The organism is Bordetella sputigena (genome assembly GCF_965137885.1).
Lineage (GTDB): Bacteria > Pseudomonadota > Gammaproteobacteria > Burkholderiales > Burkholderiaceae_B > Bordetella_C > Bordetella_C sputigena.
In genome coordinates, this window is record NZ_CBCSCA010000001.1 from 300,423 (window position 1) to 322,848 (window position 22,426).

General features: G+C 66.7%; 25 protein-coding genes. 12 read left to right on the top strand and 13 right to left on the bottom strand.

Annotation, left to right across the window (positions count from 1 at the left end; all coding sequences use genetic code 11):
- The first annotated feature begins 3 nt into the window (after nucleotides 1-3).
- Nucleotides 4-654, top strand: a complete 651-nt coding sequence (locus tag ACNA0R_RS01415) for an alpha/beta hydrolase (protein ID WP_415824093.1) — start codon at nucleotides 4-6, stop codon at nucleotides 652-654.
- Here ACNA0R_RS01415 and ACNA0R_RS01420 read toward each other — a convergent pair.
- Together ACNA0R_RS01420 and ACNA0R_RS01425 are read right to left on the bottom strand one after the other, a co-directional pair.
- Complete coding sequence (locus tag ACNA0R_RS01420) at nucleotides 607-1,989, bottom strand: aminotransferase class III-fold pyridoxal phosphate-dependent enzyme (RefSeq protein ID WP_415824094.1); 1,383 nt, start codon at nucleotides 1,987-1,989, stop codon at nucleotides 607-609. The genes ACNA0R_RS01415 and ACNA0R_RS01420 overlap by 48 nt on opposite strands.
- A gap of 116 nt (nucleotides 1,990-2,105) precedes the next feature.
- Nucleotides 2,106-3,623, bottom strand: a complete 1,518-nt coding sequence (locus ACNA0R_RS01425) for a putative bifunctional diguanylate cyclase/phosphodiesterase (RefSeq protein ID WP_415824095.1) — start codon at nucleotides 3,621-3,623, stop codon at nucleotides 2,106-2,108.
- 351 nt (nucleotides 3,624-3,974) lie between these two features.
- On the opposite strand from ACNA0R_RS01425, the gene ACNA0R_RS01430 reads away from it, so the two are divergent.
- From ACNA0R_RS01430 to ACNA0R_RS01460, 7 genes are all read left to right on the top strand, one after another.
- On the top strand, nucleotides 3,975-5,291 hold the full coding sequence (locus ACNA0R_RS01430) for a D-alanyl-D-alanine carboxypeptidase family protein (RefSeq protein WP_415824455.1): 1,317 nt from the start codon (nucleotides 3,975-3,977) through the stop codon (nucleotides 5,289-5,291).
- A gap of 163 nt (nucleotides 5,292-5,454) precedes the next feature.
- A complete protein-coding gene (locus ACNA0R_RS01435) occupies nucleotides 5,455-6,348 on the top strand; it encodes a D-amino acid aminotransferase (protein ID WP_415824096.1) in 894 nt (297 codons plus the stop codon).
- Nucleotides 6,349-6,353: 5 nt separating this feature from the next.
- Nucleotides 6,354-6,629 carry a YbeD family protein gene (locus tag ACNA0R_RS01440; RefSeq protein WP_415824097.1) on the top strand — a complete coding sequence of 92 codons (276 nt, stop codon included), beginning with the start codon at nucleotides 6,354-6,356 and terminating at the stop codon, nucleotides 6,627-6,629.
- Nucleotides 6,630-6,684: 55 nt separating this feature from the next.
- Nucleotides 6,685-7,317, top strand: coding sequence for a lipoyl(octanoyl) transferase LipB (gene lipB / locus ACNA0R_RS01445; protein ID WP_415824098.1), 633 nt, complete (start codon nucleotides 6,685-6,687; stop codon nucleotides 7,315-7,317).
- A gap of 138 nt (nucleotides 7,318-7,455) precedes the next feature.
- The gene (locus ACNA0R_RS01450; RefSeq protein WP_415824099.1) at nucleotides 7,456-8,205 is read left to right on the top strand and encodes a tetratricopeptide repeat protein; all 750 of its coding nucleotides are present in this window, start codon (nucleotides 7,456-7,458) and stop codon (nucleotides 8,203-8,205) included.
- A 78-nt stretch (nucleotides 8,206-8,283) separates the two neighbouring features.
- Nucleotides 8,284-9,339 (top strand): lipoyl synthase, encoded by a 1,056-nt coding sequence (gene lipA / locus ACNA0R_RS01455; protein ID WP_415824100.1) that lies wholly within the window; start codon nucleotides 8,284-8,286, stop codon nucleotides 9,337-9,339.
- 18 nt (nucleotides 9,340-9,357) lie between these two features.
- Nucleotides 9,358-10,017 carry a YoaK family protein gene (locus ACNA0R_RS01460; RefSeq protein ID WP_415824101.1) on the top strand — a complete coding sequence of 220 codons (660 nt, stop codon included), beginning with the start codon at nucleotides 9,358-9,360 and terminating at the stop codon, nucleotides 10,015-10,017.
- A 121-nt stretch (nucleotides 10,018-10,138) separates the two neighbouring features.
- On the opposite strand, the gene ACNA0R_RS01465 is transcribed toward ACNA0R_RS01460, so the two are convergent.
- The 8 genes from ACNA0R_RS01465 to ACNA0R_RS01500 form a co-directional block, all read right to left on the bottom strand.
- The gene (locus ACNA0R_RS01465; RefSeq protein WP_415824102.1) at nucleotides 10,139-10,729 is read right to left on the bottom strand and encodes a DUF4142 domain-containing protein; all 591 of its coding nucleotides are present in this window, start codon (nucleotides 10,727-10,729) and stop codon (nucleotides 10,139-10,141) included.
- Nucleotides 10,730-10,806: 77 nt separating this feature from the next.
- Nucleotides 10,807-11,370 (bottom strand): cob(I)yrinic acid a,c-diamide adenosyltransferase, encoded by a 564-nt coding sequence (locus tag ACNA0R_RS01470; protein ID WP_415824104.1) that lies wholly within the window; start codon nucleotides 11,368-11,370, stop codon nucleotides 10,807-10,809.
- The gene (locus ACNA0R_RS01475) at nucleotides 11,363-11,851 is read right to left on the bottom strand and encodes a GNAT family N-acetyltransferase (protein WP_415824456.1); all 489 of its coding nucleotides are present in this window, start codon (nucleotides 11,849-11,851) and stop codon (nucleotides 11,363-11,365) included. Before ACNA0R_RS01475 ends, ACNA0R_RS01470 begins: the two co-directional genes overlap by 8 nt.
- A 207-nt stretch (nucleotides 11,852-12,058) precedes the next feature.
- Nucleotides 12,059-13,393 carry an ATP-dependent protease ATPase subunit HslU gene (gene hslU / locus ACNA0R_RS01480; RefSeq protein ID WP_415824105.1) on the bottom strand — a complete coding sequence of 445 codons (1,335 nt, stop codon included), beginning with the start codon at nucleotides 13,391-13,393 and terminating at the stop codon, nucleotides 12,059-12,061.
- 25 nt (nucleotides 13,394-13,418) lie between these two features.
- Entirely contained in the window at nucleotides 13,419-13,958 is a 540-nt protein-coding gene (gene hslV, locus ACNA0R_RS01485) for an ATP-dependent protease subunit HslV (protein ID WP_415824106.1), read from the bottom strand.
- Between the two features lie 164 nt (nucleotides 13,959-14,122).
- Nucleotides 14,123-14,587, bottom strand: a complete 465-nt coding sequence (gene dksA, locus ACNA0R_RS01490) for an RNA polymerase-binding protein DksA (RefSeq protein ID WP_066641447.1) — start codon at nucleotides 14,585-14,587, stop codon at nucleotides 14,123-14,125.
- Between the two features lie 49 nt (nucleotides 14,588-14,636).
- Nucleotides 14,637-15,734, bottom strand: a complete 1,098-nt coding sequence (locus ACNA0R_RS01495) for a CobW family GTP-binding protein (RefSeq protein ID WP_415824107.1) — start codon at nucleotides 15,732-15,734, stop codon at nucleotides 14,637-14,639.
- A 364-nt stretch (nucleotides 15,735-16,098) separates the two neighbouring features.
- On the bottom strand, nucleotides 16,099-16,659 hold the full coding sequence (locus ACNA0R_RS01500) for a Fur family transcriptional regulator (protein ID WP_415824108.1): 561 nt from the start codon (nucleotides 16,657-16,659) through the stop codon (nucleotides 16,099-16,101).
- A gap of 251 nt (nucleotides 16,660-16,910) precedes the next feature.
- On the opposite strand from ACNA0R_RS01500, the gene ACNA0R_RS01505 reads away from it, so the two are divergent.
- From ACNA0R_RS01505 to ACNA0R_RS01520, 4 genes are all read left to right on the top strand, one after another.
- A complete protein-coding gene (locus tag ACNA0R_RS01505) occupies nucleotides 16,911-17,123 on the top strand; it encodes a hypothetical protein (protein ID WP_415824109.1) in 213 nt (70 codons plus the stop codon).
- A complete protein-coding gene (gene aztA / locus ACNA0R_RS01510) occupies nucleotides 17,114-17,848 on the top strand; it encodes a zinc ABC transporter ATP-binding protein AztA (protein WP_415824110.1) in 735 nt (244 codons plus the stop codon). The genes ACNA0R_RS01505 and aztA overlap by 10 nt, the downstream gene beginning before the upstream one ends.
- Nucleotides 17,849-17,921: 73 nt before the next feature.
- On the top strand, nucleotides 17,922-18,794 hold the full coding sequence (locus ACNA0R_RS01515; protein ID WP_415824111.1) for a metal ABC transporter permease: 873 nt from the start codon (nucleotides 17,922-17,924) through the stop codon (nucleotides 18,792-18,794).
- Between the two features lie 20 nt (nucleotides 18,795-18,814).
- Entirely contained in the window at nucleotides 18,815-19,831 is a 1,017-nt protein-coding gene (locus tag ACNA0R_RS01520; protein ID WP_415824112.1) for a metal ABC transporter substrate-binding protein, read from the top strand.
- Between the two features lie 10 nt (nucleotides 19,832-19,841).
- On the opposite strand, the gene xerC is transcribed toward ACNA0R_RS01520, so the two are convergent.
- From xerC to dapF, 3 genes are read right to left on the bottom strand one after another with little or no spacing between them, the layout of a single operon-like run.
- Nucleotides 19,842-20,795, bottom strand: a complete 954-nt coding sequence (gene xerC, locus ACNA0R_RS01525) for a tyrosine recombinase XerC (protein WP_415824114.1) — start codon at nucleotides 20,793-20,795, stop codon at nucleotides 19,842-19,844.
- An 18-nt stretch (nucleotides 20,796-20,813) separates the two neighbouring features.
- The gene (locus ACNA0R_RS01530; protein WP_415824115.1) at nucleotides 20,814-21,473 is read right to left on the bottom strand and encodes a DUF484 family protein; all 660 of its coding nucleotides are present in this window, start codon (nucleotides 21,471-21,473) and stop codon (nucleotides 20,814-20,816) included.
- An 18-nt stretch (nucleotides 21,474-21,491) separates the two neighbouring features.
- Nucleotides 21,492-22,409 (bottom strand): diaminopimelate epimerase, encoded by a 918-nt coding sequence (dapF, locus tag ACNA0R_RS01535; protein WP_415824116.1) that lies wholly within the window; start codon nucleotides 22,407-22,409, stop codon nucleotides 21,492-21,494.
- Nucleotides 22,410-22,426 lie beyond the last annotated feature (17 nt).

Below are 22,426 nucleotides of genomic sequence, written 5' to 3' on the forward strand. Positions count from 1 at the left end.
GCCATGTCCGCCCGTACCGAAATCCTGGAATTCAATGGCCTGGCCGGCCGCATCGATTGCGCGGTGGACTGGCCGGAAGGAGAGCCGCGCGGCTGGGCGCTGGTGCTGCATCCCCATCCCCTGCATGAGGGTACGCGCGACAACAAAGTGGTCACGACCATCGCCCGCGCCTGCGTGCAGCAGGGCCTGGTGGCGCTGCGGCCGGATTTCCGCGGGGTGCGGGCGTCGGCCGGCGCCTTCGACAAGGCGCAAGGCGAAACCGCCGATATGCGAGAACTGGTCGCACAATGGCTGGAACGCGAGCCGTCGCTGGCCGCCATGCCATGGGCATTGGCGGGTTTTTCCTTCGGCACCGCGGTGGCGGCGCAATTGGACGCGACGCTGGCCGCGGACGGCGCAGCCCGGCCCGGCGCCTTGATACTGGCGGGCGCCGCGGTGTGGCGCTTCCAGTTCCGCGAGATCGCCTTGCCGGACGACACGCTGATCGTCCACGGCGAACAAGACGAAGTGGTTCCCTTGGCGGAGGTGTTCGAGTGGACGCGCGACCGTTCCGTGCCGGTCGTCGTCATTCCCGGCGCGACGCATTTCTTCCACGGTAAGCTGCTGCTATTGCGCCAGCTGGTGCTGACCCGGCTGCAGCGCGCCTTGGCTTGAGGCGGCGCGCGCGCCCAGCGTATCGCTCATTCCGCGCAGGACCTGATCCAGGATATCCAGGCCTTCGTCGATCTGGGTCGCGGTAGCGACCATGGGGGGCGCCAGTTGAAGCGCGCCACCCGCCGCGTCGGCGCCCCGCAGCAGCAGGCCTTTGTCGCGGCAGGCGCGCACGGCCGTGCGGACCAGGGTGCGCGCCGATGGGCCTGGCTCGCCGCCGGCCGCCAATTCGATCGTGAACATCGTGCCGCGGCCGTATATCGTCCTGATCAGGGGCTTGTCCGCCGCCATCGCGCCCAGCCGCATCTTCAAGTGTTCGCCGATGGCCGCCGCGCGGGAGACCAGGTCTTCATCCTGCACGATATCGATGGTGGTGACGGCTGCCGTGCAGGCCACCGGGTCGTGCCACCCGACGTCCATCGCCAGGCAGTCGCTTGCGGCCGCCCGTTCGGCGATGTCGGGCGGCATGCAAACCGCGGCGATGGACAGGCCCGCGCCGAAGCGGGCCGACACGATAAGGATATCGGGGACCATATCGTCATGCTGGTGCCCCCACATGCGGCCGGTTCTGCCGTACCCCGTGGCCGATTCGTCGACGGCCAGCAGCATGCCGTTCTGGTGGCATAGCCGCCGCAGTAAGCGGGCGCAGCCGGACGAGGCGCCGAAGGCGCCGCCCGCGAACGGGGCCATGATCAGTCCCGCGGGCCGTTCCCCGCAGGCCCGCAGCGCGGCATCGAAGGCCAGCTCGGGGCAGGCGTACGCCTCTCCCGCTGTGCCGCATGCGCATTGAGCCGGATCGGGGCAGCCGCGGGGCGGGGCGCCCGCCGCGGCAGCCCTGTATGGATACATACCCGGACCGGGCGCGCGGGGCGGGCGCGACAGGTCCGGCACCGTGGCCGTTGCCGGATAGGCAAACCGCAGTGTGCCGTCCGGGGCCGGGCATACGTGCATCATGTCGGCCGCGCCGGTGACCGCCCGCGCGATGTCGGTCGCCACGCGCAGCGCATCGCCCTGCGCCACCAATATCGACTTCTGCAGCGGCGGCGTCAGGATTTCCCCCAGCCGGCGATGCAGCCGCAGGCCGTCCACATCCAGAAAGGCGTCGTCGCCGACCGCCTGCAGGCCTTGTTTGATCGCGCTGACATAGCGCGGATGGTTGTGGCCCAGTATGGCGCCGGTGGGAATGGCGCCGAAGTCCAGATAACGCCGTCCCTGCGTGTCGTGGATGACGGGGCCTTGCGCCCGTGCGATGACCCGGCGTGCGGATGCGCCGGCTGGCTCCATGCGGTCCGTTACCGTCCACCGTTCCGCGGCTTCCTGCCATTCGTACGCATCCATCGCCCCTCCTGGCCCAGGCTGGTGGTGCAATACCTCTTTGTCTGCTCAATACTACAAACAACCTGCTGGCCGTGGTTTCGGGACAAACCCTGGGGGCGCGCCACCCGTGATCGGGATCAGGCGGGCAGGCCGCCCTGCAAGGACGCGCCCGGGGCGGGCGTCGCGTCACGCAGGCTTTCGAGGAAATATTCAAAAGCCGCCAACGGCATGGGGCGTTTCAGCAGATAACCTTGCATGTGGTCGCATGCAAGCGCGCGTAGCGTATTGAGCTGCGTGGTGGTCTCCACGCCTTCGGCCACTACTTCCATGTTCAGGGTATGGGCCATGGCGAGAATCGCCGCCACGATGGCGCGGCCTTCTTCGCCATGGGTGTCCAGCCCCTGGGTGAAAAAGCGGTCTATCTTCAACTGCTGCACGCGGAATTGCTGCAGATAGGCCAGGCTGGAATACCCGGTGCCGAAGTCGTCTATGGCGATGCCGAAACCGTGCGCGCGAAACGCGCGGATGACGCGGGAACTCAGTTCCGCGTCCTGCATGGCCACCGATTCGGTGATCTCGAAGACCAGGCGTGTAGGGGACACGCCCTCTTCATGGGCGATCTCGACCATGCGTTCGACGAAATCCGGATGCGACAGCTGCTTGGTCGACAGATTGATCGACACCTTCAAAGCCGGCAGGCGGCGGGCGTCCCAGCGTTTCATGTGCCGGCATACCGTCCGCATGACCCAGAAGCCGATTTCGATGATTTGCCCGGACCGTTCGGCGACCGGGATGAATTCGCCCGGCGGCACCAGTCCCAGGCGGGGGTGATTCCAGCGCAACAGCGCTTCGGCGCCGGTGACGCGATCGCCGCCGTCGGCGAACTCCGGCTGGTAATCCAGGCTGAGCTGCTCATGGGTCAGCGCGTCGTTCAAGCCTTGCTGCATCATCAGCATGCGCCGGTAGCTTTCCCCCATATGCGGTTCGTAGAAGCGAAAGCCATTGCGCCCGCGTTCCTTGGCGCCGTACATCGCGATGTCGGCGTTTTTCATCAAGGTTTCGACGTCTTCGCCGTCGTGCGGGAACATGGCGATGCCGATGCTGGCGGTCAGGCGTAACGTCATGTCCTGGAAGACCAGGTCGTCGCGCATGGCCGTGTTGACGGCCTGGGCCACGCGAGCCGCGCCTTCGCGACTGTTCAGTCCTTCCACCAGCACGACGAATTCATCGCCGCCCAGGCGTCCCACGGTGTCTTCGCTGCGCACGCAGGACCGCAGCCGGCGGGCGAAGGATTGCAGCATGCCGTCGCCGATGCTGTGGCCCAGGGAATCGTTGATGTGCTTGAAGCCGTCCAGGTCCATCAGCAGTACGGCGAACTCGTTGCCGGTATGGCGCGCCCGCGTGATGGCCATATCGGTCGACCCAGCCAGCGCCGTGCGGTTGGGCAGCTCGGTCAGCATGTCGGTGGTGGCCAGGCGCTGCAGGGCGGAACTGACCTCGCGCAGGGAGCCATCCAGCGAGCGCCGCGATGCCGCATGCCGCGCGGCCAATACCGCCGTATAGGCGGCCAGGGCCACGACGATCAGGGACAGGAATATCGTCCCGGCTAGGTAGGTGCCGCTCATGATGGTCGACTGCAGAGTAGGAGACTGCACGGAGCCGGGCCAGCCCGGCTGCCAAACGGCTTCAGATCGGATGGCTCAGCATAGTAACAATAATGTATCTGCTCCCATACAAGACGAAGACCCGCGCCGGGACTTGGTTTCATCGAAACGACAGTATCTGCGTTCCTCACAGTGTCGTCGCGCGGTGGCCGGCCCGCATCGTACTGTAAGGCTTCCGCTTGTAAGTCTTCACGTTGAAAGTTGCATAGGGTTGCATCTTGGCGCCCGCGCGAGCACGCTTTCCCGGGTGTTGCCCTTGGCGCGCCTGCCTATAATTGGGCGGCTCATATGCCCCTGCCAAAGCCTCTACTCGATTCCCGCTCCCGATTGCTGATGACGAATTTGCGTTTGACCCGTTTTTCCCTTTCGATAGCCGGACGGCGTGCCGTCGCCGGCACCTTGATCGCGGCGCTGGCATTCGGGGCGCCGGCCGTGTGGGCGCAGAGTGCGGGCAAGGCCGCGGCGAAGCCGTCGACGCCCGCCGCCGCGCCCGCCACCAATCCCACGCAATCGGCCACTACCCCGTCCGGCGCATCGCCGTCGCAAGTCGGGGAAACGGATGCCAACGGCATCTCTCCGGTGGTGGCGGTGTCGCCCATTCCGGCGCCCGCGATCGCCGCGCGCGCCTGGATCGCCGTCGACGTCAATAGCGGCCAGGTGCTGGCGGCTTCGAACGCCGACCAGCAGGTCGAGCCGGCCTCGCTGACCAAGATCATGACCGCCTATGTGGTCTTCGACGCCCTGGACGAAAAACGGCTGACGCTGGACCAGCAGGTGCCGGTGTCCGAGCATGCATGGCGCACCGGCGGTTCCCGCATGTTCATCGAGCCGCGCAAGCCGGTGACGGTGGACGAGCTGCTGCAGGGCGTGATCGTGCAGTCCGGCAACGATGCCTCGGTGGCGCTGGCCGAGGCCGTCGGCGGCAGCGAATCCTCTTTCGCCTCGATGATGAACCAGGAGGCCGAACGGCTGGGCATGAAGCATTCGCACTTCATGAACGCGACCGGCCTGCCCGATCCGCAGCACACCACCACCGTGCGTGACCTGGCTACCATCGCCACCCATCTGATCACCGATCACCCCAACTACTTCCATTACTACAAGCAGCGCAGCTTCAGCTACAACAAGATCAACCAGCCCAACCGCAACCGCCTGTTGTGGGCCGATCCGTCGGTGGACGGCATGAAGACCGGCCATACCGAATCCGCCGGCTACTGCCTGGTGGCGACGGCGCTGCGGGGCGATCGCCGCATCCTGACGGTGATGGTCGGCGCGGACAGCGAAGCCACGCGCGCGGAAGAAAGCCTGAAGCTGTTGAACTGGAGCTTCCAGAACTTCGATACCGTCAAGCTGTTCGATACCAATCAGCCGGCGCTGGACGCGCGCGTCTGGGAAGGCAAGACGGAAACGGTCAAGCTGGGCCCGCCGGCCCCGGTCTGGATCGCCGTCCCGCGCGGCAAGGCCGCCGATGTCAAACCGGTTGCCGAGCGCACCGATCCGCTGGTGGCGCCGCTGGAAAAAGGCCAGCGCGTGGGCACGCTGCGCCTGACGCTGGACGGCCAGACCCTGCGCACCGAACCGCTGGTCGTGCGCGAACCGGTGGAACGCGCCGGCTTCTTCGGACGCATGATTGATATGGTCAAGCGCTGGATGCAGTAGGCGGCCGTGCGGTGTAAGCTGGCGGCCGTCCTGTGCGCGGCGGCAGGCCGGCCACACAGGCGGATAGACAGGGCGGAAGGGGGCATCCCCGTCCGCCTTTTTCCATTGCCCCGCCGCGTGGCCTGCCGCCGCGGCGCCATTACTTTCCTTGCAAGGAGCACACATGATTCCGGGCGTGCCGGGCGATAGCCTGGCCTATCTGAACGGCGAATTCCTGCGGCTGCAGGATGCGAAAATCTCGGTGCTGGACCGGGGCTTCATCTTCGGCGACGGCATCTACGAAGTCGTGCCGGTCTATGAAGGCCGCCCCTTCCGCATGGCTGAACATCTGGCGCGCCTGGAGCGCAGCCTGGCCGCCATCCGCATCGAATCGCCGTTCGATCCCGCGGGATGGCAAGAGGTGGTCCAGGGCCTGATCGACCGCTCGCTGACGCCCTCGTGCGTGGTTTATCTGCAGGTGACGCGCGGCGTGGCCAAGCGCGATCACGGTTTCCCCGCCGAGCGCCTGACGCCGACGGTATTCGGCATGACCTCGCCCTTCACCCGGCCCTCCGCGCAGCTGCGCGAGCAGGGTGTGTCGCTGATTTCCATTCCGGACGAGCGCTGGCTGCATTGCGATATCAAGTCCGTATCCTTGCTGGGCAACGTGCTGGCCAAGCAGCGCGCCGCCGATGCGGGCGCCGACGAGGTCGTCCAGTTCCGCGACGGTATGCTCAGCGAAGGCGCCACCTGCAATATCTGGGTGGCATCCGGCGGCAAGCTGCTGGGTCCGCTGAAGAACCATCTGGTGCTGGAAGGCATACGCTACGGCCTGCTGGCGGAGCTGGCCGGCGAGGCCGGCATCCCCTTCGAAATGCGGCCGATCTCGCGCGCGGAGGTGGAACAGGCCGACGAACTGATGGTGTCTTCCGCCACGCGGGAAATCCTGCCGGTGCTGACGCTGGACGGCCGGCCGGTGGGGACGGGCAAGCCCGGTCCCGTTTATGCGCGCCTGCGCCAGGGGTATGATGAGCGGATTGCGGCGCTGCTTGGAAAGCCGGCCGGCGCCCTCATGTAATACGCATGATGCATATCCCGCCCGAACAATCCCTGATCGAATATCCCAGCGACTTTCCCATCAAGGTGATGGGAAAGCTGCATCCGGATTTCGCCCAGACCCTGACCGAAGTCGTGCTGCAGTTCGATCCCGGCTTCGATCCAGCCACTGTCGAAATGCGGCCCAGCAAGGGCGGCAACTACATCGGCCTGACCTTCACCGTTCGCGCGACTTCGCGCGAACAGCTGGACGCGCTCTATCGCGCGCTGCATGGCCATCCCATGGTTTCGGTGGTGCTGTAAGGGCCGCGAGGACTTTCGCCCCGCCGGCATATCGATACACAGGGACAAGGCGCGCATGATCAAGTGGCTGGACCGGCCTGCCGACTACCAGACGGTATGGCAGGCAATGCAGGCCTTTACCGCGGCGCGCACTCCAGCCACCGCCGATGAGATCTGGCTGTGCGAACACCGGCCGGTCTATACCCTGGGACAGGCCGGCAAGCCCGAGCACGTGTTGAATCCCGGCGCCATTCCCGTGGTCCGCACCGACCGCGGCGGCCAGGTCACCTATCACGGTCCCGGGCAGGTGGTCGCCTACGCCCTGGTCGATCTGCGCAAGGCCGGCTTGTATGTGAAGGAATACGTTGCCTTCCTGGAAGACGCCGTCATCGATACCTTGGCGAGCTATGGGATCGCCGGCTGTCGCAAGCCCGGCGCGCCCGGGGTCTACGTGCCGGTCGCCGCGGCGGGCGGAGAGCTGGCCAAGATTGCCGCCCTGGGTATCAAGATCCGCTCGGGCTGCGCCTATCATGGCGTCGCCTTGAACGTCGATATGGACCTGGCGCCCTTTCTGGGTATCAACCCCTGCGGCTACGAGAACCTGGCGACGATAGACATGGCCGGCTGCGGCGTCGCCGCCGGCGTGACGGAAGTCGGCGACCGGCTGGCGCAGCGGATCGCCGGCCTGGCGCGGCGTGCCGCCGGATAACGCTGCCGGCGGCGGCAGGCGGTCAACGCCGCCGGACGGCGCCGTCCGGCGAAGCTTCCAGGCGACTCGGGAAGGCGGCACTGCCGGCTCGCCCACCTGAGCGATAATGCGAACCATTGTCGATTCGCTGCCCGCCACATGATCTCTCTTACCGCCGCCGACGTGGCCGCGACCACGCCTGAACAATTGGCGCGGCTGATGGCCGGTCCACCCGAGCAGTTCGCGCCCTGGATCCAGGCGGCGGCCGGGCTGGGCCTGGTTGAAGCGCAAGCCATCCTGGGCCAGATGCTGCTGGATGGCGCCGGCGTGGACCGCGATCCGCCCGCCGGCCTGGCCTGGTTCAAGCGGGCCGCCCAGGCCGACCACCTGATGTCCATCAACATGGTGGGGCGCTGCTACGAGAACGGCTGGGGCACGGAACCCGACCAGGTCGTGGCGGCGTATTGGTTCCGGCTGGCGGCCGAACGCGGCCTGGATTGGGGCATGTACAACCACGCGCATATGCTGCGCGACGGCCGTGGCGGCGTGGCCCGGGACAGGGCGGCGGCGCTGGCCTGGTACCGCCGTGCCGCCGATATGGGGCATGCGAAATCCATCGGCGTCGTCGGGCGCTTTCTGGAAGAAGGCGATGTCGTGCCGCGCGACCTGGACGCGGCGACGGATTGCTATCGCCGCAGCGCCGAAGGCGGCGACTTCCGCGGCATGTTCCATTACGGTCGCATGCTGTTGGAGCGCGGTTATCGCGACGACGCCATTGCATGGCTGCGCCGGGTGCCCGGGACCGCCACGCCGGCATTTCTACGCGAGGCGGCCGCCATGCTGCGCCTGGGGCCGGCGCCGGAGCTGGCGCGCATGCTGGATGTCGGCCTCCCGTCATCAGGGCCGTGATCCGGCCGCCGCGGGAGCCGGGAGTACACTAGGGGTTTTCCCAAAGACGGCGCCCTGGGCGCCGCGCGCAGCCGACTCATGTCTTCGCCCGCAGATCACTCTTTTTCGGCGCCCGCCGGGCCCGAAGCTTCCCACGTCCAGCCGCTGCCCGGCGCTGCCGTCGACGGCCACGCCGCGGACGCCACGGCCAAGCCTTACGATCCCACCGAGAAGCAGAAATCGCAGGCCAAGACCGCGCGCATCCCCATCAAGGTCGTGCAGGCCGAGCGTCTGAAGAAGCCGGAGTGGATCCGCGTACGCGCCGCCGCGCCCGGGTCACGCTTCTACGACATCAAGCGCATTCTGCGCGAGCACAACCTGCATACCGTCTGTGAAGAAGCCTCGTGTCCCAACATCGGCGAATGCTTCGGCAAGGGCACGGCCACCTTCATGATCATGGGCGACAAGTGCACGCGCCGCTGCCCGTTCTGTGACGTGGGGCATGGCCGCCCCGATCCGCTGGACGCCGACGAGCCGCGTAATCTGGCTCGCACCATCGCGGCCTTGAAGCTGTCGTATGTCGTCATCACATCCGTCGACCGCGACGATCTGCGGGATGGCGGCGCGGGCCATTTCGTCGAGTGCATCCGCCAGGTCCGCGAGCAATCGCCCGCCACGCGCATCGAGGTCCTGGTGCCCGATTTCCGCGGGCGCCTGGACCGCGCGCTGGGCATCCTGAACGCCGGGCCGCCCGACGTGATGAACCACAATCTGGAAACCGTGCCCCGCCTGTACAAGCAGGCCCGTCCCGGTTCCGACTATGCGCATTCGCTCAAACTGCTGCAGGAGTTCAAGCGCCTGCATCCCGACGTGCCGACCAAATCGGGCCTGATGCTGGGCCTGGGCGAAACCGACGAGGAAATCCTGCAGGTGATGCGCGACATGCGCGAACATGGCGTGGACATGTTGACCATCGGCCAATATCTGCAGCCGTCCGAACACCATCTGCCGGTGTTGCGCTACGTCCATCCGGATACCTTCGCGATGTTCGAGCGCGAAGCCTACGACATGGGCTTCAGCCACGCCGCGGTGGGCGCGATGGTGCGTTCTTCCTATCACGCCGACCAGCAGGCGCACGCGGCCGGCGTGAACTGAACGCGGGTGTCCCCCGCCATGCGGACGCTTTTCATAGCCGCATTGTCCTGCATGGCGGGCATGACCGACGCGATCGGGTTGATCGCGGCTGGCAACTTCGTTTCCTTCATGAGCGGCAACACCACGAGTATCGGCGTGGCCCTCTCCCAACTGGATATGGCCCACGCCGGCCGCCTGGCGCTGGTCCTGTCGATTTTCGTGCTGGGCAGCGCAGCGGGCGAAGGCCTGGCGCAGCGGAGCCGGCGGCCGCGGGCGGCCGTGCTTGCCGCCGTGGCGCTGTTGCTGACCGCCGCCTGCGCCGCCTTATATTTCGCCGATCATTTCGCCGATCGCGGCGCGCATGCGAATGACGCATGGAGGCCGGCGGCCTTCCTGATCGCGGTGCTTGCGATGGGCGTGTTGAATGCCGCCTTCGAGAAGAGCGAGGGCCAGTCCGTAGGGCTGACTTACGTGACCGGTGCGCTGGCGCGACTCGGGCAAGCGCTTGGACGCTATGTCGCCACCCGGCAGCCGCAATGGCCGACGCCTCATCTGGCGACATTCTCGGGCTTGCTCATCGGAGCGATAGTCGGCGCGATCCTGCAGAATCGATGGCCGGAATATGCCATCTTCGTGCCCGCCGGGATGGCATGGTTACTGTGTGCGGCGGCCTTGGGTACGGACTTGCGCCGGGCCTGACGCACCGCCGGTCGTGGCCGAAACAACGCCGCGATGCGCACCGTCGGCAACGGTGTCCGCATCGCGGCTCCGCGCGGTCATCGAGCACCGCGTGGTGTTCCAGGCGCCGGGGCGCCTTTGATTACTTCTTCGCCTTGCTCTCGCTATCGACCTTCTGGTGCAGCGCGTTGGCCATTTCCAGATGGTGCTGCAGGGTGGGCAGGGTCTTGGCGGCCCAGGCCTTGATATCGGGATCCTTGGCGTCCGCGGCAGCCTTCTGGAACATCTTGACCGTGTCTTCGTGGGCCGCGACGCCGATACGGCTGACGTACATTTTGTCGAAGGTCGTGCCGCTGGTGGCGCTCAGCGCCTTCAGTTCGGTGCGCTGCATGATGGACGGCTCGTCGGGCGGCGTGTAGCCCTTTTGTTTGGCCAGCGCCACCAGTTCCTGGTTCGCCTTGCCGTGATCCTGGATCATCTGTTCGGCGAACTTCTTGACGTCGGGATTGCTGCTCTTGGTCTGGGCGAGCTTGCTGCCTTCGATCTCGGCATGGCCGCCTTGCGCGGCGTTTTCCAGAAAGTCCTTATCGGCGCCGGCCAGCGTGCTGCGTTGTTGACTGTTCTTCGGGGTCGCGTCCGCAGGGGACGAGGCGGCGGGCTGGGCCCAGGCTCCGGTGCTCATCGCCAGGACTCCGGCGGCCAGCAGCGCGCGGGTGATATAGCGTGCGGTCATGAAATTCTCCTTGGAAAGTGCGCCATTTGGCGTCATCCATGCAAGAGCAATTTCCGCGCCCGCACTGGCCGGGCGGCTTACTTCCGTTCGGTGCCGGCGGGATTGCGCCAGTACACGTCACCCATGCCTTGGGCGCGATTGGCGGCTCGCGCCATAACGAAGAGCAGGTCTGAAAGCCGGTTCAGGTATTGCAGCACCGGTTTGTTGACCGGCTCCAGGCGCTGCAGAGCAACCACCGCGCGTTCGGCGCGCCGGCAGACTGTCCGTGCCACGTGCAGCAGCGCCGCGGCGCGTGAACCGCCCGGAAGAATGAATTCGCGCAAGGCGGGTAGAGTGCCGTTGTAGTGGGCAAGCCGGCCGTCGAGATAGCTGACGTGATTGCCGTCCAGCCGGGTGTAGCCGGGGATGCACAATTCGGCGCCCATATCGAAGAGGGTGTGCTGGACGTCCCGCAGATCGTCCGCGATGACCGCGTCCAGCTCGGGTTCGGCCAGCGCCACGCCCAATGCGCTGTTCAGTTCGTCGACGTCGCCCAGGGCGGCGATGCGCGCGCTGTCCTTGGCGACGCGGCTGCCATCGCCCAGGCCGGTCGTGCCGTCGTCCCCGGCGCGCGTGGCGATGACAGTCAGGCGACTAGCCATGTTGCTGGCCCGCGGGTTGCTTCATGGCGGGCGGGGCCGACGTGGCGGTTGTGCGGCCCAGTTTGTCCAGCGCGGCGCCGGTGACGCGGACGATGCGCCACTCGGGCAGAACGTCCGCGCCCAGGCTTTCATAGAAATCGATGGCGGTCTGGTTCCAGTCCAGCACTGTCCACTCGAAACGTCCGCAGCCGCGTTCGACCGCGATGGCGGCCAGTTGCCGCAGCAGCGCGCCGCCGATGCCCTGGCCGCGCTGGTCGGCGCGCACGTAGACGTCCTCCAGGTATAGGCCGCGGCGCGACAGGAAACTGGAGTAGTTGTGAAACCAGATTGCGTAGGCCAGCAGCGCCGGCTCCTGCTCGTCGGTACGTTGCGCCACCAGGCATTCGGCGGCGGGCGTGCGGCCGAACAGCGAGGCCCGCAGGCTGTCTTCCGTAGCCTTGAAGATGTCCAGGAGCTTTTCGTATTCGGCCAGTTCGCGCATCAGGTCCAGGATTCCGGGGATGTCCTGCGGCGTGGCTGGTCGGATGATGTAGGGGATGGTCGCGGCCAAGATCGTCTTCCGTGGGAAAGTGGCGCTATGCTAGTTGCACGCTGGCGCGGCCGCAAGCCGCGGCGGCCGCCCCACGATCGAGAACGACTTGCTCCCGCGCGCGGCCACCACGCGGGTGGCCGCGATGTCCTCGGGCGATTACAACACGTAGCGCGCCAGATCCTGGCTGCCGGCGGCTTCCGCCAGCTTGTCGTTCACGTAGGCCGCATCGATGCGCACCACGTCGCCCGAGCTGGCGGTGGCGTCGAATGACAGATCTTCCAGCAGCTTTTCCATGACGGTGTACAACCGCCGAGCGCCGATGTTTTCGGTTTTTTCGTTCACGCTGAAGGCCAGCTCGGCCAGGCGCTGTATGCCTTCATCGGTGAACTCCAGCTGGACATTTTCCGTGGCCAGCAGGGCCGTGTACTGCTTGGTCAGCGATGCATCGGTATCCGACAGGATGCGCACGAAGTCCGCGGCCGACAGCGAATCCAGCTCCACGCGGATAGGGAAGCGGCCCTGCAGTTCGGGGATCAGGTCGGACGGTTTGGCCAGGTGGAAAGCGCCCGACGCGATGAACAGAATGTGATCCGTGCGCACCATGCCGTAGCGCGTATTGACCGTGGTGCCTTCCACCAGCGGCAGCAGGTCGCGCTGCACGCCTTGCCGGGAGACTTCCGCGCCGCCGCTTTCCTGGCGCGCGGCGATCTTGTCGATTTCGTCCAGGAATACGATGCCGTTCTGTTCCACGTTGGCGATGGCCGCGCTGCGCAGGTCGTCTTCGTTGACGCGCTTGGCGGCTTCTTCTTCGACCAGCAGCTTGAAGGCTTCCTTGACCTTGAGCTTGCGCGATTTCTTCTTGTCGCGCGCCAGGCCGGCGAACATGCCGCGCAGCTGCTCGGTCATTTCTTCCATGCCGGGCGGGCCCATGATGTCCATCTGCGGCATCGGCTGGGCGACTTCGATGTCCACTTCCAGATCGTCTATCTTGCCTTCGCGCAGGCGCTTGCGGAAGGTCTGGCGGGCGCTGCTTTCTTCGTTGCGGTCGGGGTCGCCGCTGGCGGTGCGCGGCGGCGGCACCAGTGCGTCCAGGATGCGGTCTTCGGCGGCGTCTTCCGCCTGCGAGCGCACGCGCCGCATCTCCAGTTCGCGCGTCTGTTTGATCGAATATTCCGTCAGGTCGCGGATGATGGTGTCGACGTCGCGGCCCACATAACCCACTTCGGTGAACTTGGTGGCTTCTATCTTGATGAACGGCGCATTGGCCAGCTTGGCCAGGCGGCGCGCGATTTCGGTCTTGCCGACGCCCGTGGGGCCGATCATCAGAATGTTCTTGGGGTGGATTTCCTGGCGCAGCGGCTCGGCCACCTGCTGGCGGCGCCAGCGGTTGCGCAAGGCCACCGCGACGGAGCGCTTGGCGCGATTCTGGCCAACGATGTATTTGTCGAGTTCGGAGACGATTTCCCCGGGAGTCATGGACGTTGCGGACATGCTTGGATCCTTGGGCGCGGCTGGCTTATTCGCCCAGCGTTTCGATCAGGTGGTTCTGGTTGGTATAGATGCAGATTTCGCCGGCGATCTCCAGCGACTTTTTGACGATTTCTTCGGGCGACATGCCCGTGTGGTCGAGCAGGGCGCGCGCCGCCGATTGGGCATAGGCGCCGCCCGAGCCGATGGCGGCCAGGCCATGTTCGGGTTCGAGCACGTCGCCGTTGCCGGTCAGCACCAGCGTGTGTTCGCGGTCGGCGACGATCAGCATGGCCTCCAGGCGGCGCAGCACGCGGTCGGTGCGCCAGTCGCGCGTCAGCTCCACCGCGGCGCGCATCAGGTGGCCCTGGTGCTTTTCCAGTTTGGCTTCGAAGCGTTCCTGCAGCGTGAAGGCGTCGGCGGTGGCACCGGCGAAGCCGGCCAGGATTTTGTCGTGATACAGGCGGCGGATCTTGCGCGCCGTGCCCTTGATGACAATGTTGCCGAGGGTGACCTGGCCATCGCCCCCGAGCGCGACGCGATTGCCGCGCCGCACGCTGACGATGGTAGTGCCGTGATATTGGTCCATGATTGCTTTCCTTCGCGCCGACGCGGACGGCACCCTTAAACCATTGCGCGGGTGCCTGTAACGATCGCATATGGGGTCGGCGGGGCGAGGATTCAAGGTTGCCCGCGCCAAAGAAAAAGGGCCGGACCCTTGCGGATCCAGCCCTTGCACGGAGCGGCGCGGTCTCAGTCGCCGTACAGCTTCTGGCGCATTTCGCGGCGTTCCTGCGCTTCCAGCGACAGGGTGGCCGTGGGCCGCGCCAGCAGGCGGGGAATACCGATGGGTTCGCCGGTTTCCTCGCACCAGCCGTACTCGCCGCTATCGATGCGGGCGATGGACTGCTGCACCTTCTTGAGCAGCTTGCGCTCGCGATCGCGCGTGCGCAGCTCCAGCGCGTGTTCTTCTTCGATGGTGGCGCGATCGGCGGGATCGGGAACGAACTGCGTTTCACGCAGGTGCTCCGTGGTTTCACCCGCGTTGTTCAGGATGTCCTGCTCCAGCTGTTTCAACCGATCCTTGAAGAACGCCAGCTGGCGTTCGTTCATGTAGTCGGATTCGGGCATGGCCAGCAATTCTTGTTCGCTGGGCAGATCAACCGGCGTCTCGTTCGTCGACTTGCTTGATTTTTTCGTTGCTGCCTTGGTAGCCATGAAAGTACTCCACACTATGAATCGGACCTGATGGGTCTTGTCCCGATGTTCAGGACGCGCCCACCAGGCACTGCTCCAGTCCCCGGGTAAATATTTCCTGGGGCAGTTTGCGGCCGATGAAGACCATCTTGGTGGACGGCTTTTCGCTGGCCGTCCAGGGTTTGCCGGGCTCGGCGCCCATCATCATGTGCACGCCCTGGAACAGCATGCGCCGGTTCACCCCTTTCATATAGAGGATGCCTTTGTAGCGCAGCAGGTCCGGGCCGTACACCTGGACCACGCCGCCCAGGAATTCTTCCAGGCGGACGGGGTCGAACGGCTTGCTGGAGCGGAACACGAAGGCGCCGATCTCGTCGTTATGGTGCGCGTGATGATGGTGGTGATGCTCGTGGCCGCAGCCCGGACCACATTCGCCTTCATGATCATGGTCGTGGTCATGATCGTGGTCGTGGCGGGCGTCGGGATGCTCCTGGTCCAGGAATTCGGGATCGATGTCCAGGATCGAATTCAGGTTGAAGCCGCTGATATCGATGATGGACTTCAGGTCGACTTCGCCGAAGTTGACGGGCGTGATGGGCGCGCGGGGGTTGATGCGCACGACACGGGCGCGCAGCGCTTCGTAATCCGCGTCATTGACCAGGTCGCGCTTGGAAATCAGGATGCGATCGGCGAAGCCGATCTGCTTCTGCGATTCTTCCTGTGCGTCCAGCGTGGCCATGCCATGCTTGGCATCGACCACGGTGATGACGGCGTCCAGCCGATAGTATTCGGCGATGTCGTCGTCCATGAAGAAGGTCTGGCACACCGGGCCGGGATTGGCCATGCCGGTGGTTTCCAGGATGACGCGCTCGAACTTCAGTTCGCCCGCCTGGCGCTTGGCCTTCAGGTCGCCCAGCGTGCGCATGAGATCGCCGCGCACCGTGCAGCATACGCAGCCGTTGCTGAGTTCGATGATTTCTTCATCGCTATCCTGCACCAGCAGGTCGTTGTCGATGCTTTCCGGCCCGAATTCGTTTTCGATGACCGCGACGCGGCGGCCATGGTATTCCGTCAGGATGCGTTTCAGCAGGGTGGTCTTGCCCGCACCGAGAAAGCCGGTAAGGATCGTGACGGGGACCATTTCGTCCAGACTGCGCAAGGTATTCATAATGACTGCCGATTCAATGCTTCGGCGTAACGCCCTGGCGTATCGCCTGGGCCTTGCGCGAAGCGCGGTGGGCGTGGGTGTCGTGGCCGCCGTCACAGGGGCTGCGTTCCCGCCCGGACGCAGGATTACAGCACAGTCGGCGACGCCGGGCAAACCCCGGGCCTACCCTGGTTTAAAGGAAGATTGCGGGCAAATGGGGGCAGATATGAGAATTTCAATACCGGCCCGGAAATTATCCGTAATCCGGTCTACACACAACGCAGGAGCCCCGGGTGGCGCGCGCTACGCCGGCCTATTTGCGCCGGCGCGCCGGTCCGTCCCATGACCCGTCCCATGACCTGAAAGGTCCAGTGCTGATCCGGGCCTAGTGGCGATGCGCGTGGGCATGGCCATGGTGGTCTCCATGCTCGCCGTTGTCACCGTGCTCCGGGTCGCCGGCCGCCGGGTCGTCGGCGCGGCGTTGCTGCTGGCAGGCAGGGCACAAGGCGCGGATCTCCGTTTCATGGGAGTTCAGGGCGTAGCCGGTACGGGCGACGCGTTCGGCCAGCTGGCGGCTCATGGCGGGATCGTTGACTTCCGCCACCGCGCCGCAGCCCGTGCAGACGACCAGCAGGTCGTGCGGCGCGCCGCCGGCATCGTGGCAGGCGATCCAGGCGTTGACCGCGTCCAGGCGATGAACGAGTCCTTCCTCCATCAGGAAGTCCAGCGCCCGGTAGACCGTGGGCGGCGCCGCGCCGGGATGCACCGCGCGCATGGCTTCCAACAAGTCATAGGCCTTCAGGCTGCGGCCGTGCCGCAGCAGCAGTTCCAGCACTTTGCGCCGTATCGGCGTCAGGCGGCGGCCGCGTTGCGCGCACAGCGATTCGGCGACGTCCAGTTGGGCGTTGACGCTATCGGGGCGGGGCGATCGGGTGGAAGTGGGCATAGGGCAGGCGGGCCGGCGCGGTCGGGCGGTGACGGGATAGAGGATACCCGACGCCGTTGCCGATCATCCTCGGCTGGTGTGGTCGCCGGGTTTTGTTATGATATAACAGTGCGTCGCTCGTAGGCCGCGATGCCGCTGGGCGGTCGCCGCCCCGCGTCAGCGGGGTGACGCCGGCCATGCCCCCGCCATGCCCCGTTGGGGCGCCACGAGGGGAGGCCATGACGGCCCCCGAATTAGCCCTTGTTTGCCCGATGAACTCCGATCCCATCTCCGCCAGCTCAGCCCCCGTGGAGCGCGCGCCGCAAGCGCCGTCGGTCGCGCATGGCGACGCCGTACGCGGCGCGGAGCGTGCCGCCGGACGCGGTTCGTGGCTGTTGGCGTCCGCCGGGCAGCGCATGGCCGCCGCGGCGCTGGTCAGCGCCGCGCTGTGGGGCATGACCGGATGGGCCATGGGATGGTGGTAGCGGCAGGGCGCGCACCGGCGCGTATTTCGCTGGAGGCCGTATCGTTCGGCTGGCGCGGACGCCGCGCCGTCAGCAACGTCAGCGGCAGTTTCATGCCGGGCTCCATGACGGCAATCGTCGGTCCGAACGGCGCCGGCAAGTCCACCCTGATCAAAGGTGTGATGGGCGTGCTGCGGCCGATGTCGGGCCTCGTGACCGTGGACGGCGCGGGGCGCCGCCACCTGGCCTGGCTGCCGCAGGCGGCCGAGTTGGACAAGAGCTTTCCCATCACCGTGCACGAGCTGGTGGCGATGGGCGCGTGGCGCAGGGTCGGCGCCTGGCGCCGCTTCGGCGCGGACGAACGCGAGCGCGTGCGGCGGGCGCTGGAAGCGGTCGGTCTGGGCGGCGCGGGCGATCGTATCGTCGGCACCTTGTCCGGCGGCCAATTGCAGCGCGCGCTGTTCGCGCGGCTGCTCTTGCAGGATGCCGACGTGCTGCTGCTGGACGAGCCGTTCGCCGCGGTGGATACCCACACTGTCGATGACCTGATGGCGCTGCTGGCCGCATGCCATGGGCAGGGTCGCACCATTATCGCGGTGCTGCATGACCTGGATCTGGTGCGCGCGCATTTTCCGCGGACCCTGCTGCTGTCCGGCGACGTCGTCGCATGGGGCGCGACGGCCGATGTGTTGACCGACGCCAACCTGCGCACGGCGCGGCAGCTGCGCGACCGGGAGCTGGCATGACGGCGCGCGGCGCTGGCGCGGCGCCAACCGCCCGGCGCGGCGGCGGCCGGGTTGTCCATCGAAGGATATGTAGATGACTGTCGTGGATTGGGCGGTGTCGCCTTTCCTGGAATATGGCTTCATGCGGCGCGCGCTGGCCGGCGCGTTCGCCTTGTCGTTCGGCGCCGCGCCATTGGGCGTATTCCTGGTCCTGCGCCGCATGAGCCTGATGGGCGATGCCATGTCGCATGCCATCCTGCCCGGCGTGGCCGCCGGTTTCCTGTTGTCGGGATTGTCGCTGACCGCGATGCTGCTGGGCGGCATCATCACCGGCCTGGCGGTGGCTTTGCTGGCCGGGCTGGTATCGCGTCTGACGCCTTTGCGCGAGGACGCCAGTTTCGCCGCTTTCTATCTGATCTCGCTGGGGCTGGGCGTATTGCTGGTATCGCTGCGCGGCTCGAATATGGATCTGCTGCACGTACTGTTCGGCACCGTGCTGGGCCTGGACGACGACGCGCTGCTGCTGGTCACGGCCTGCGCCACGATCACCTTGCTGGCGCTGGGCGGCCTGTATCGGGTGCTGGTGGCGGAATGCCTGGATCCCGGATTCCTGCGGGCATCCGGCGGCAGGGGCTCGCTGGTCCATATGGCGTTCCTGATGCTGGTGGTGTTCAACCTGGTGGCGGGATTCCAGGTGCTGGGGACGCTGATGGTGGTCGGCATCATGATGCTGCCGGCCGCATCCGCGCGCTTCTGGACGCGCACCGCGGCGGGGCAGATGCCCCTGGCGGCGCTGCTGGGCGCCGCGGCATCGCTGGCCGGCCTGCTGGTTTCGTACCACTACAGCCTGCCGGCTTCTCCCGCCATCATCCTGTGCGCGGGCGTGGTCTATCTGTTTTCGGTGGCATGCGGCCCGCAGGGCGGCTTGCTGGATCTATCGCGGCGCGCGCGCGGCGCCGCGTGCTGAAGCAACCTGGAGGTACGGAGATGGCGATCCGAATTCTGAAATCGGGGTTGGCACGGCGGACGGCCGCCTGGCTGGGCGCGTTATCGTTGGCCTGGTTTGGCGCGTTCGCGCAGGCGGCCGATGCGCCGGCCGCCCCCGCCGGCGCATCGGCGGACCAGGCCCCGGGCGCCCCCCTGCACGTGGTCGCCAGTTTTTCCATCCTGGGCGACATGGTCAGGCAGATCGGCGGCGACGACGTGCGGGTCGATACGCTGGTGGGGCCCGATGGCGATGCGCATGAATACGAGCCGACGCCGGCCGATGCCCGCGCCCTGAGCACGGCGCGGTTGCTGGTGGTCAACGGCCTGAATTTCGAGACCTGGCTGGCCCGGCTGGTGAAGAGCGCGAACTTCAAGGGCGCGACGGTGGTGGCGTCGGAAGGCGTGCAGCCGCGCGACTTCGATGACGACGATGTGGGCGGCCAGGCGGCCGACGCCGGTAGCCACGGCGGCCACGGTCATCACGATGCCCACGTCGACCCGCACGCATGGCAAAGCCTGGCCAACGGCGCGCTCTATGCGCGCAACATCGGCGCGGCGCTGGCCAAGGCGGATCCCACGCACGCCGATGCCTATCGGCAGCGCACCGACGCCTACGTCGCCAGGATCGAGGCGCTGGACCAGCGCGTCAAACAGGCTTTCGCCGCGCTGCCCGCCGAGCGGCGCCGCGTGGTGACCTCGCACGATGCGTTCGGCTATTTCGGCCAGGCGTATGGCGTGACCTTCATTTCCACCATGGGCATCTCCACCGACGCCGAGCCTTCCGCCGCCGACCTGGCGCGCATCATCGACCAGGTCAAGCGCGAAAAGGTACCGGCGGTGTTCCTGGAGAATGTCAGCAATCCGCGCCTGGGACAGCGCATCGCGCATGAAAGCGGCGCCAAGCTGGGCGGGACGCTTTATTCCGACGCGTTGGCCAGGCCGGGCTTGCCCGCCGCCACTTACCTGGGCATGTTCGAGTGGAACCTGTCGCAGTTCATGGCGGCCTTGAAGCCCTGAACGGCCGGCCTCAGGATTTGCGGCCCGCGCGCGGATGCGCCTTGTCGTATACCTGCGCCAGATGCTGGAAATCCAGCCGCGTATAGACCTGTGTCGTGGTGATGTTCGCGTGCCCGAGCATTTCCTGCACCGCGCGCAGGTCCTGTGCCGATTGCAGCACGTGGCTGGCGAAGCTATGGCGCAGCACGTGCGGATGCACGTGTACGGGCAGGCCGGCGACACGGGCCAGCTTGGCCAGCTGCGACTGCACCACGCGCGGCGCTATGCGATGGCCGCGCGCGCCCAGGAATAGCGCCGCCACATCGGACGGCGTGGACCGTGGGCCCAGCAGGGCCGCCCGCGCGGGCAGCCATGCCTGCAGCGCGTGCACGGCGGCGGCGCCTACCGGCACCGTGCGCTGCTTGCCGCCCTTGCCCAGCACCACCACTTCGCGTTCATCCAGGTTCAGCCAGCTTGCCGACGTATGGTCCGCGCCGCGTTCGTAGCGCCAGTCCAGGCTGGTCAGTTCGGACAGGCGCAGGCCGCTGGAATAGAGCAGTTCCAGCATGGCCTGATCGCGCAGGGCCACGGGGTCGTGGCCGCCGCCGGCCGCGGGCCGGTCGAGCAGCGCCTGGGCCTGTTCGACGGAGAGCGCCTTGGGCAGCGGGCGCGGCGCCTTGGGCGCACGCACACCCGTGACCGGATTGCCCGGCAGTCCGGCCTGCGGCGCCCACCATTGATAGAAGCCGCGCCATGCCGCCAGCGCGCGCGCCAGGCTGCGCGGCCCGAGTTCGCGGGCGTGCAGCCGCGCCACGAATTGGCGGATATGGCCGTTCGCCAGCCGTTCCAGCGGAATATCGCCGGCCAGTTCGGCCAGTTGCCGCAGATCGCGCCCGTAGCCGTCCAGCGTGTGGGCGGAGTAGCGGCGCTGGCCGGCCAGGTGCGCCAGCCACGCTTGCATCGGGGCGGGCAGCGGGCGATCCATGGCGGGTTCGACGCGGATTCAGCCGAGCCGGCGCAGGGCCGCCGACGCCAGCTTGCCGACCGTGTCCAGGAAGGTCGTGGACATATCCGGGGCGAAGCGCTCGGGATCGTCGGATCCCAGCACCAGCAGCCCGACGGTTGGCGCGTCCGCGCCGGGACGCAAGGGGATCAGGGCCAGCGAACGCGGCTTGGCGGTGAGCCAGCTGGCCGCTTCGAATTCCGTATCCGTGCCGCAGTAAGGCGCTTTCAGGCTATCCGCGAAAGTGCGTACGTCTTCCGAAACCGGTTCGCCATAGCCGCTTTCCTGCAGGCCGGCCAGGCGCCACAGGCGCAGTCCGACTTCATTCAGATCGAATTCGCGGGCCAGACCCAGGGCGATTTCGCCCGGGATGCGATCGATCTGCGTTTCGGCCAGCAGGCGCGCGCACCATAGCGTCAGCCTGGTGCTGATGCCTTCGTTGGCATTGGCGTTATGGATCAGCTCGTTCAGCCGCCATTCCTGTTCGCGATTGCGTTCGCGCAGCATCAGGATCTGCCGTTCACCCAGCGATATGGCGCCGCCGCCATGGGGATGCGGCACGTGCATGTTGGCGAACACGTCGGCATGCGCGGTGAAGAAATCCGGATGGTCCCGCAGGAAGTCGGCGACCTGTTGCGGACTGAGGGCGTTATCGGTCATGGGTGCGGTACGGTTCGCTTAACGGTTCAGGGCCATGGAAAAGACCAGCTTGTCGATGTCGACCGTGCCGGTGTAGACGGAGGTCGCGGGGCCGGTCATGCGCAGCGCGCGGCCGTCCCAGTCCACCGTCAGCATGCCGCCGCGCGCCTGCACGCGCACCGGCGTATCGAGCAAGCCGCGGCGGATGCCGGCCGCGACCGCGGCGCAGGCGCCGGTGCCGCAGGCCAGCGTTTCGCCGGCGCCGCGTTCGTATACGCGCAGGCGGATGTCGTGGCGGCCGACGATCTGCATGAAGCCGGCGTTCACCCGGCGCGGAAAGCGGGCGTGCGACTCCACCGCCGGGCCGATTACATGTACCGGCGCGCTGTCGACGTCGTCCACCACCTGCACCGCATGCGGATTGGATATGGCGACCACGGAGATTTCCACGCTGGCCGGCATGGCCGGCGCATCGCCGGCGGGCAAGGGGAGCGTGTACAGCGTGTCCACGCCCTGCTTGCGCGAGGCCAGTCCGGCGGCGTCGAAGGGCAGGTCGATGGGCTCGAAACGCGTGATGCCCATATCCACCGTGACTTGCTCGTCATCGCCTTCGTCCAGCACCAGGATGCCGGTGGCAATCTGCGCGCGCAGCGGGTTGCGGTCGGACAGGCCGGTTTCGTGGACGAAGCGCACGAAGCAGCGCGCGCCGTTGCCGCAGTGTTCGACTTCGCTGCCGTCGGAATTGAAGATGCGGTAGCGGAAATCCGCGTCGGCAACGGTGGCGGGTTCGACCAGCAGGATCTGATCGGCGCCTATGCCGAAATGACGGTCGCCCAGCGCCCTGGCGCGTTCGGGCGTCATCTCGATGGCTTGCCGCACGCCGTCAAGGACGACGAAGTCGTTGCCGGCGCCGTGCATTTTTGTGAAGTTCCACATGATCGCGCCATTATCGCCCAATCCCGCCGCTTCTCGTA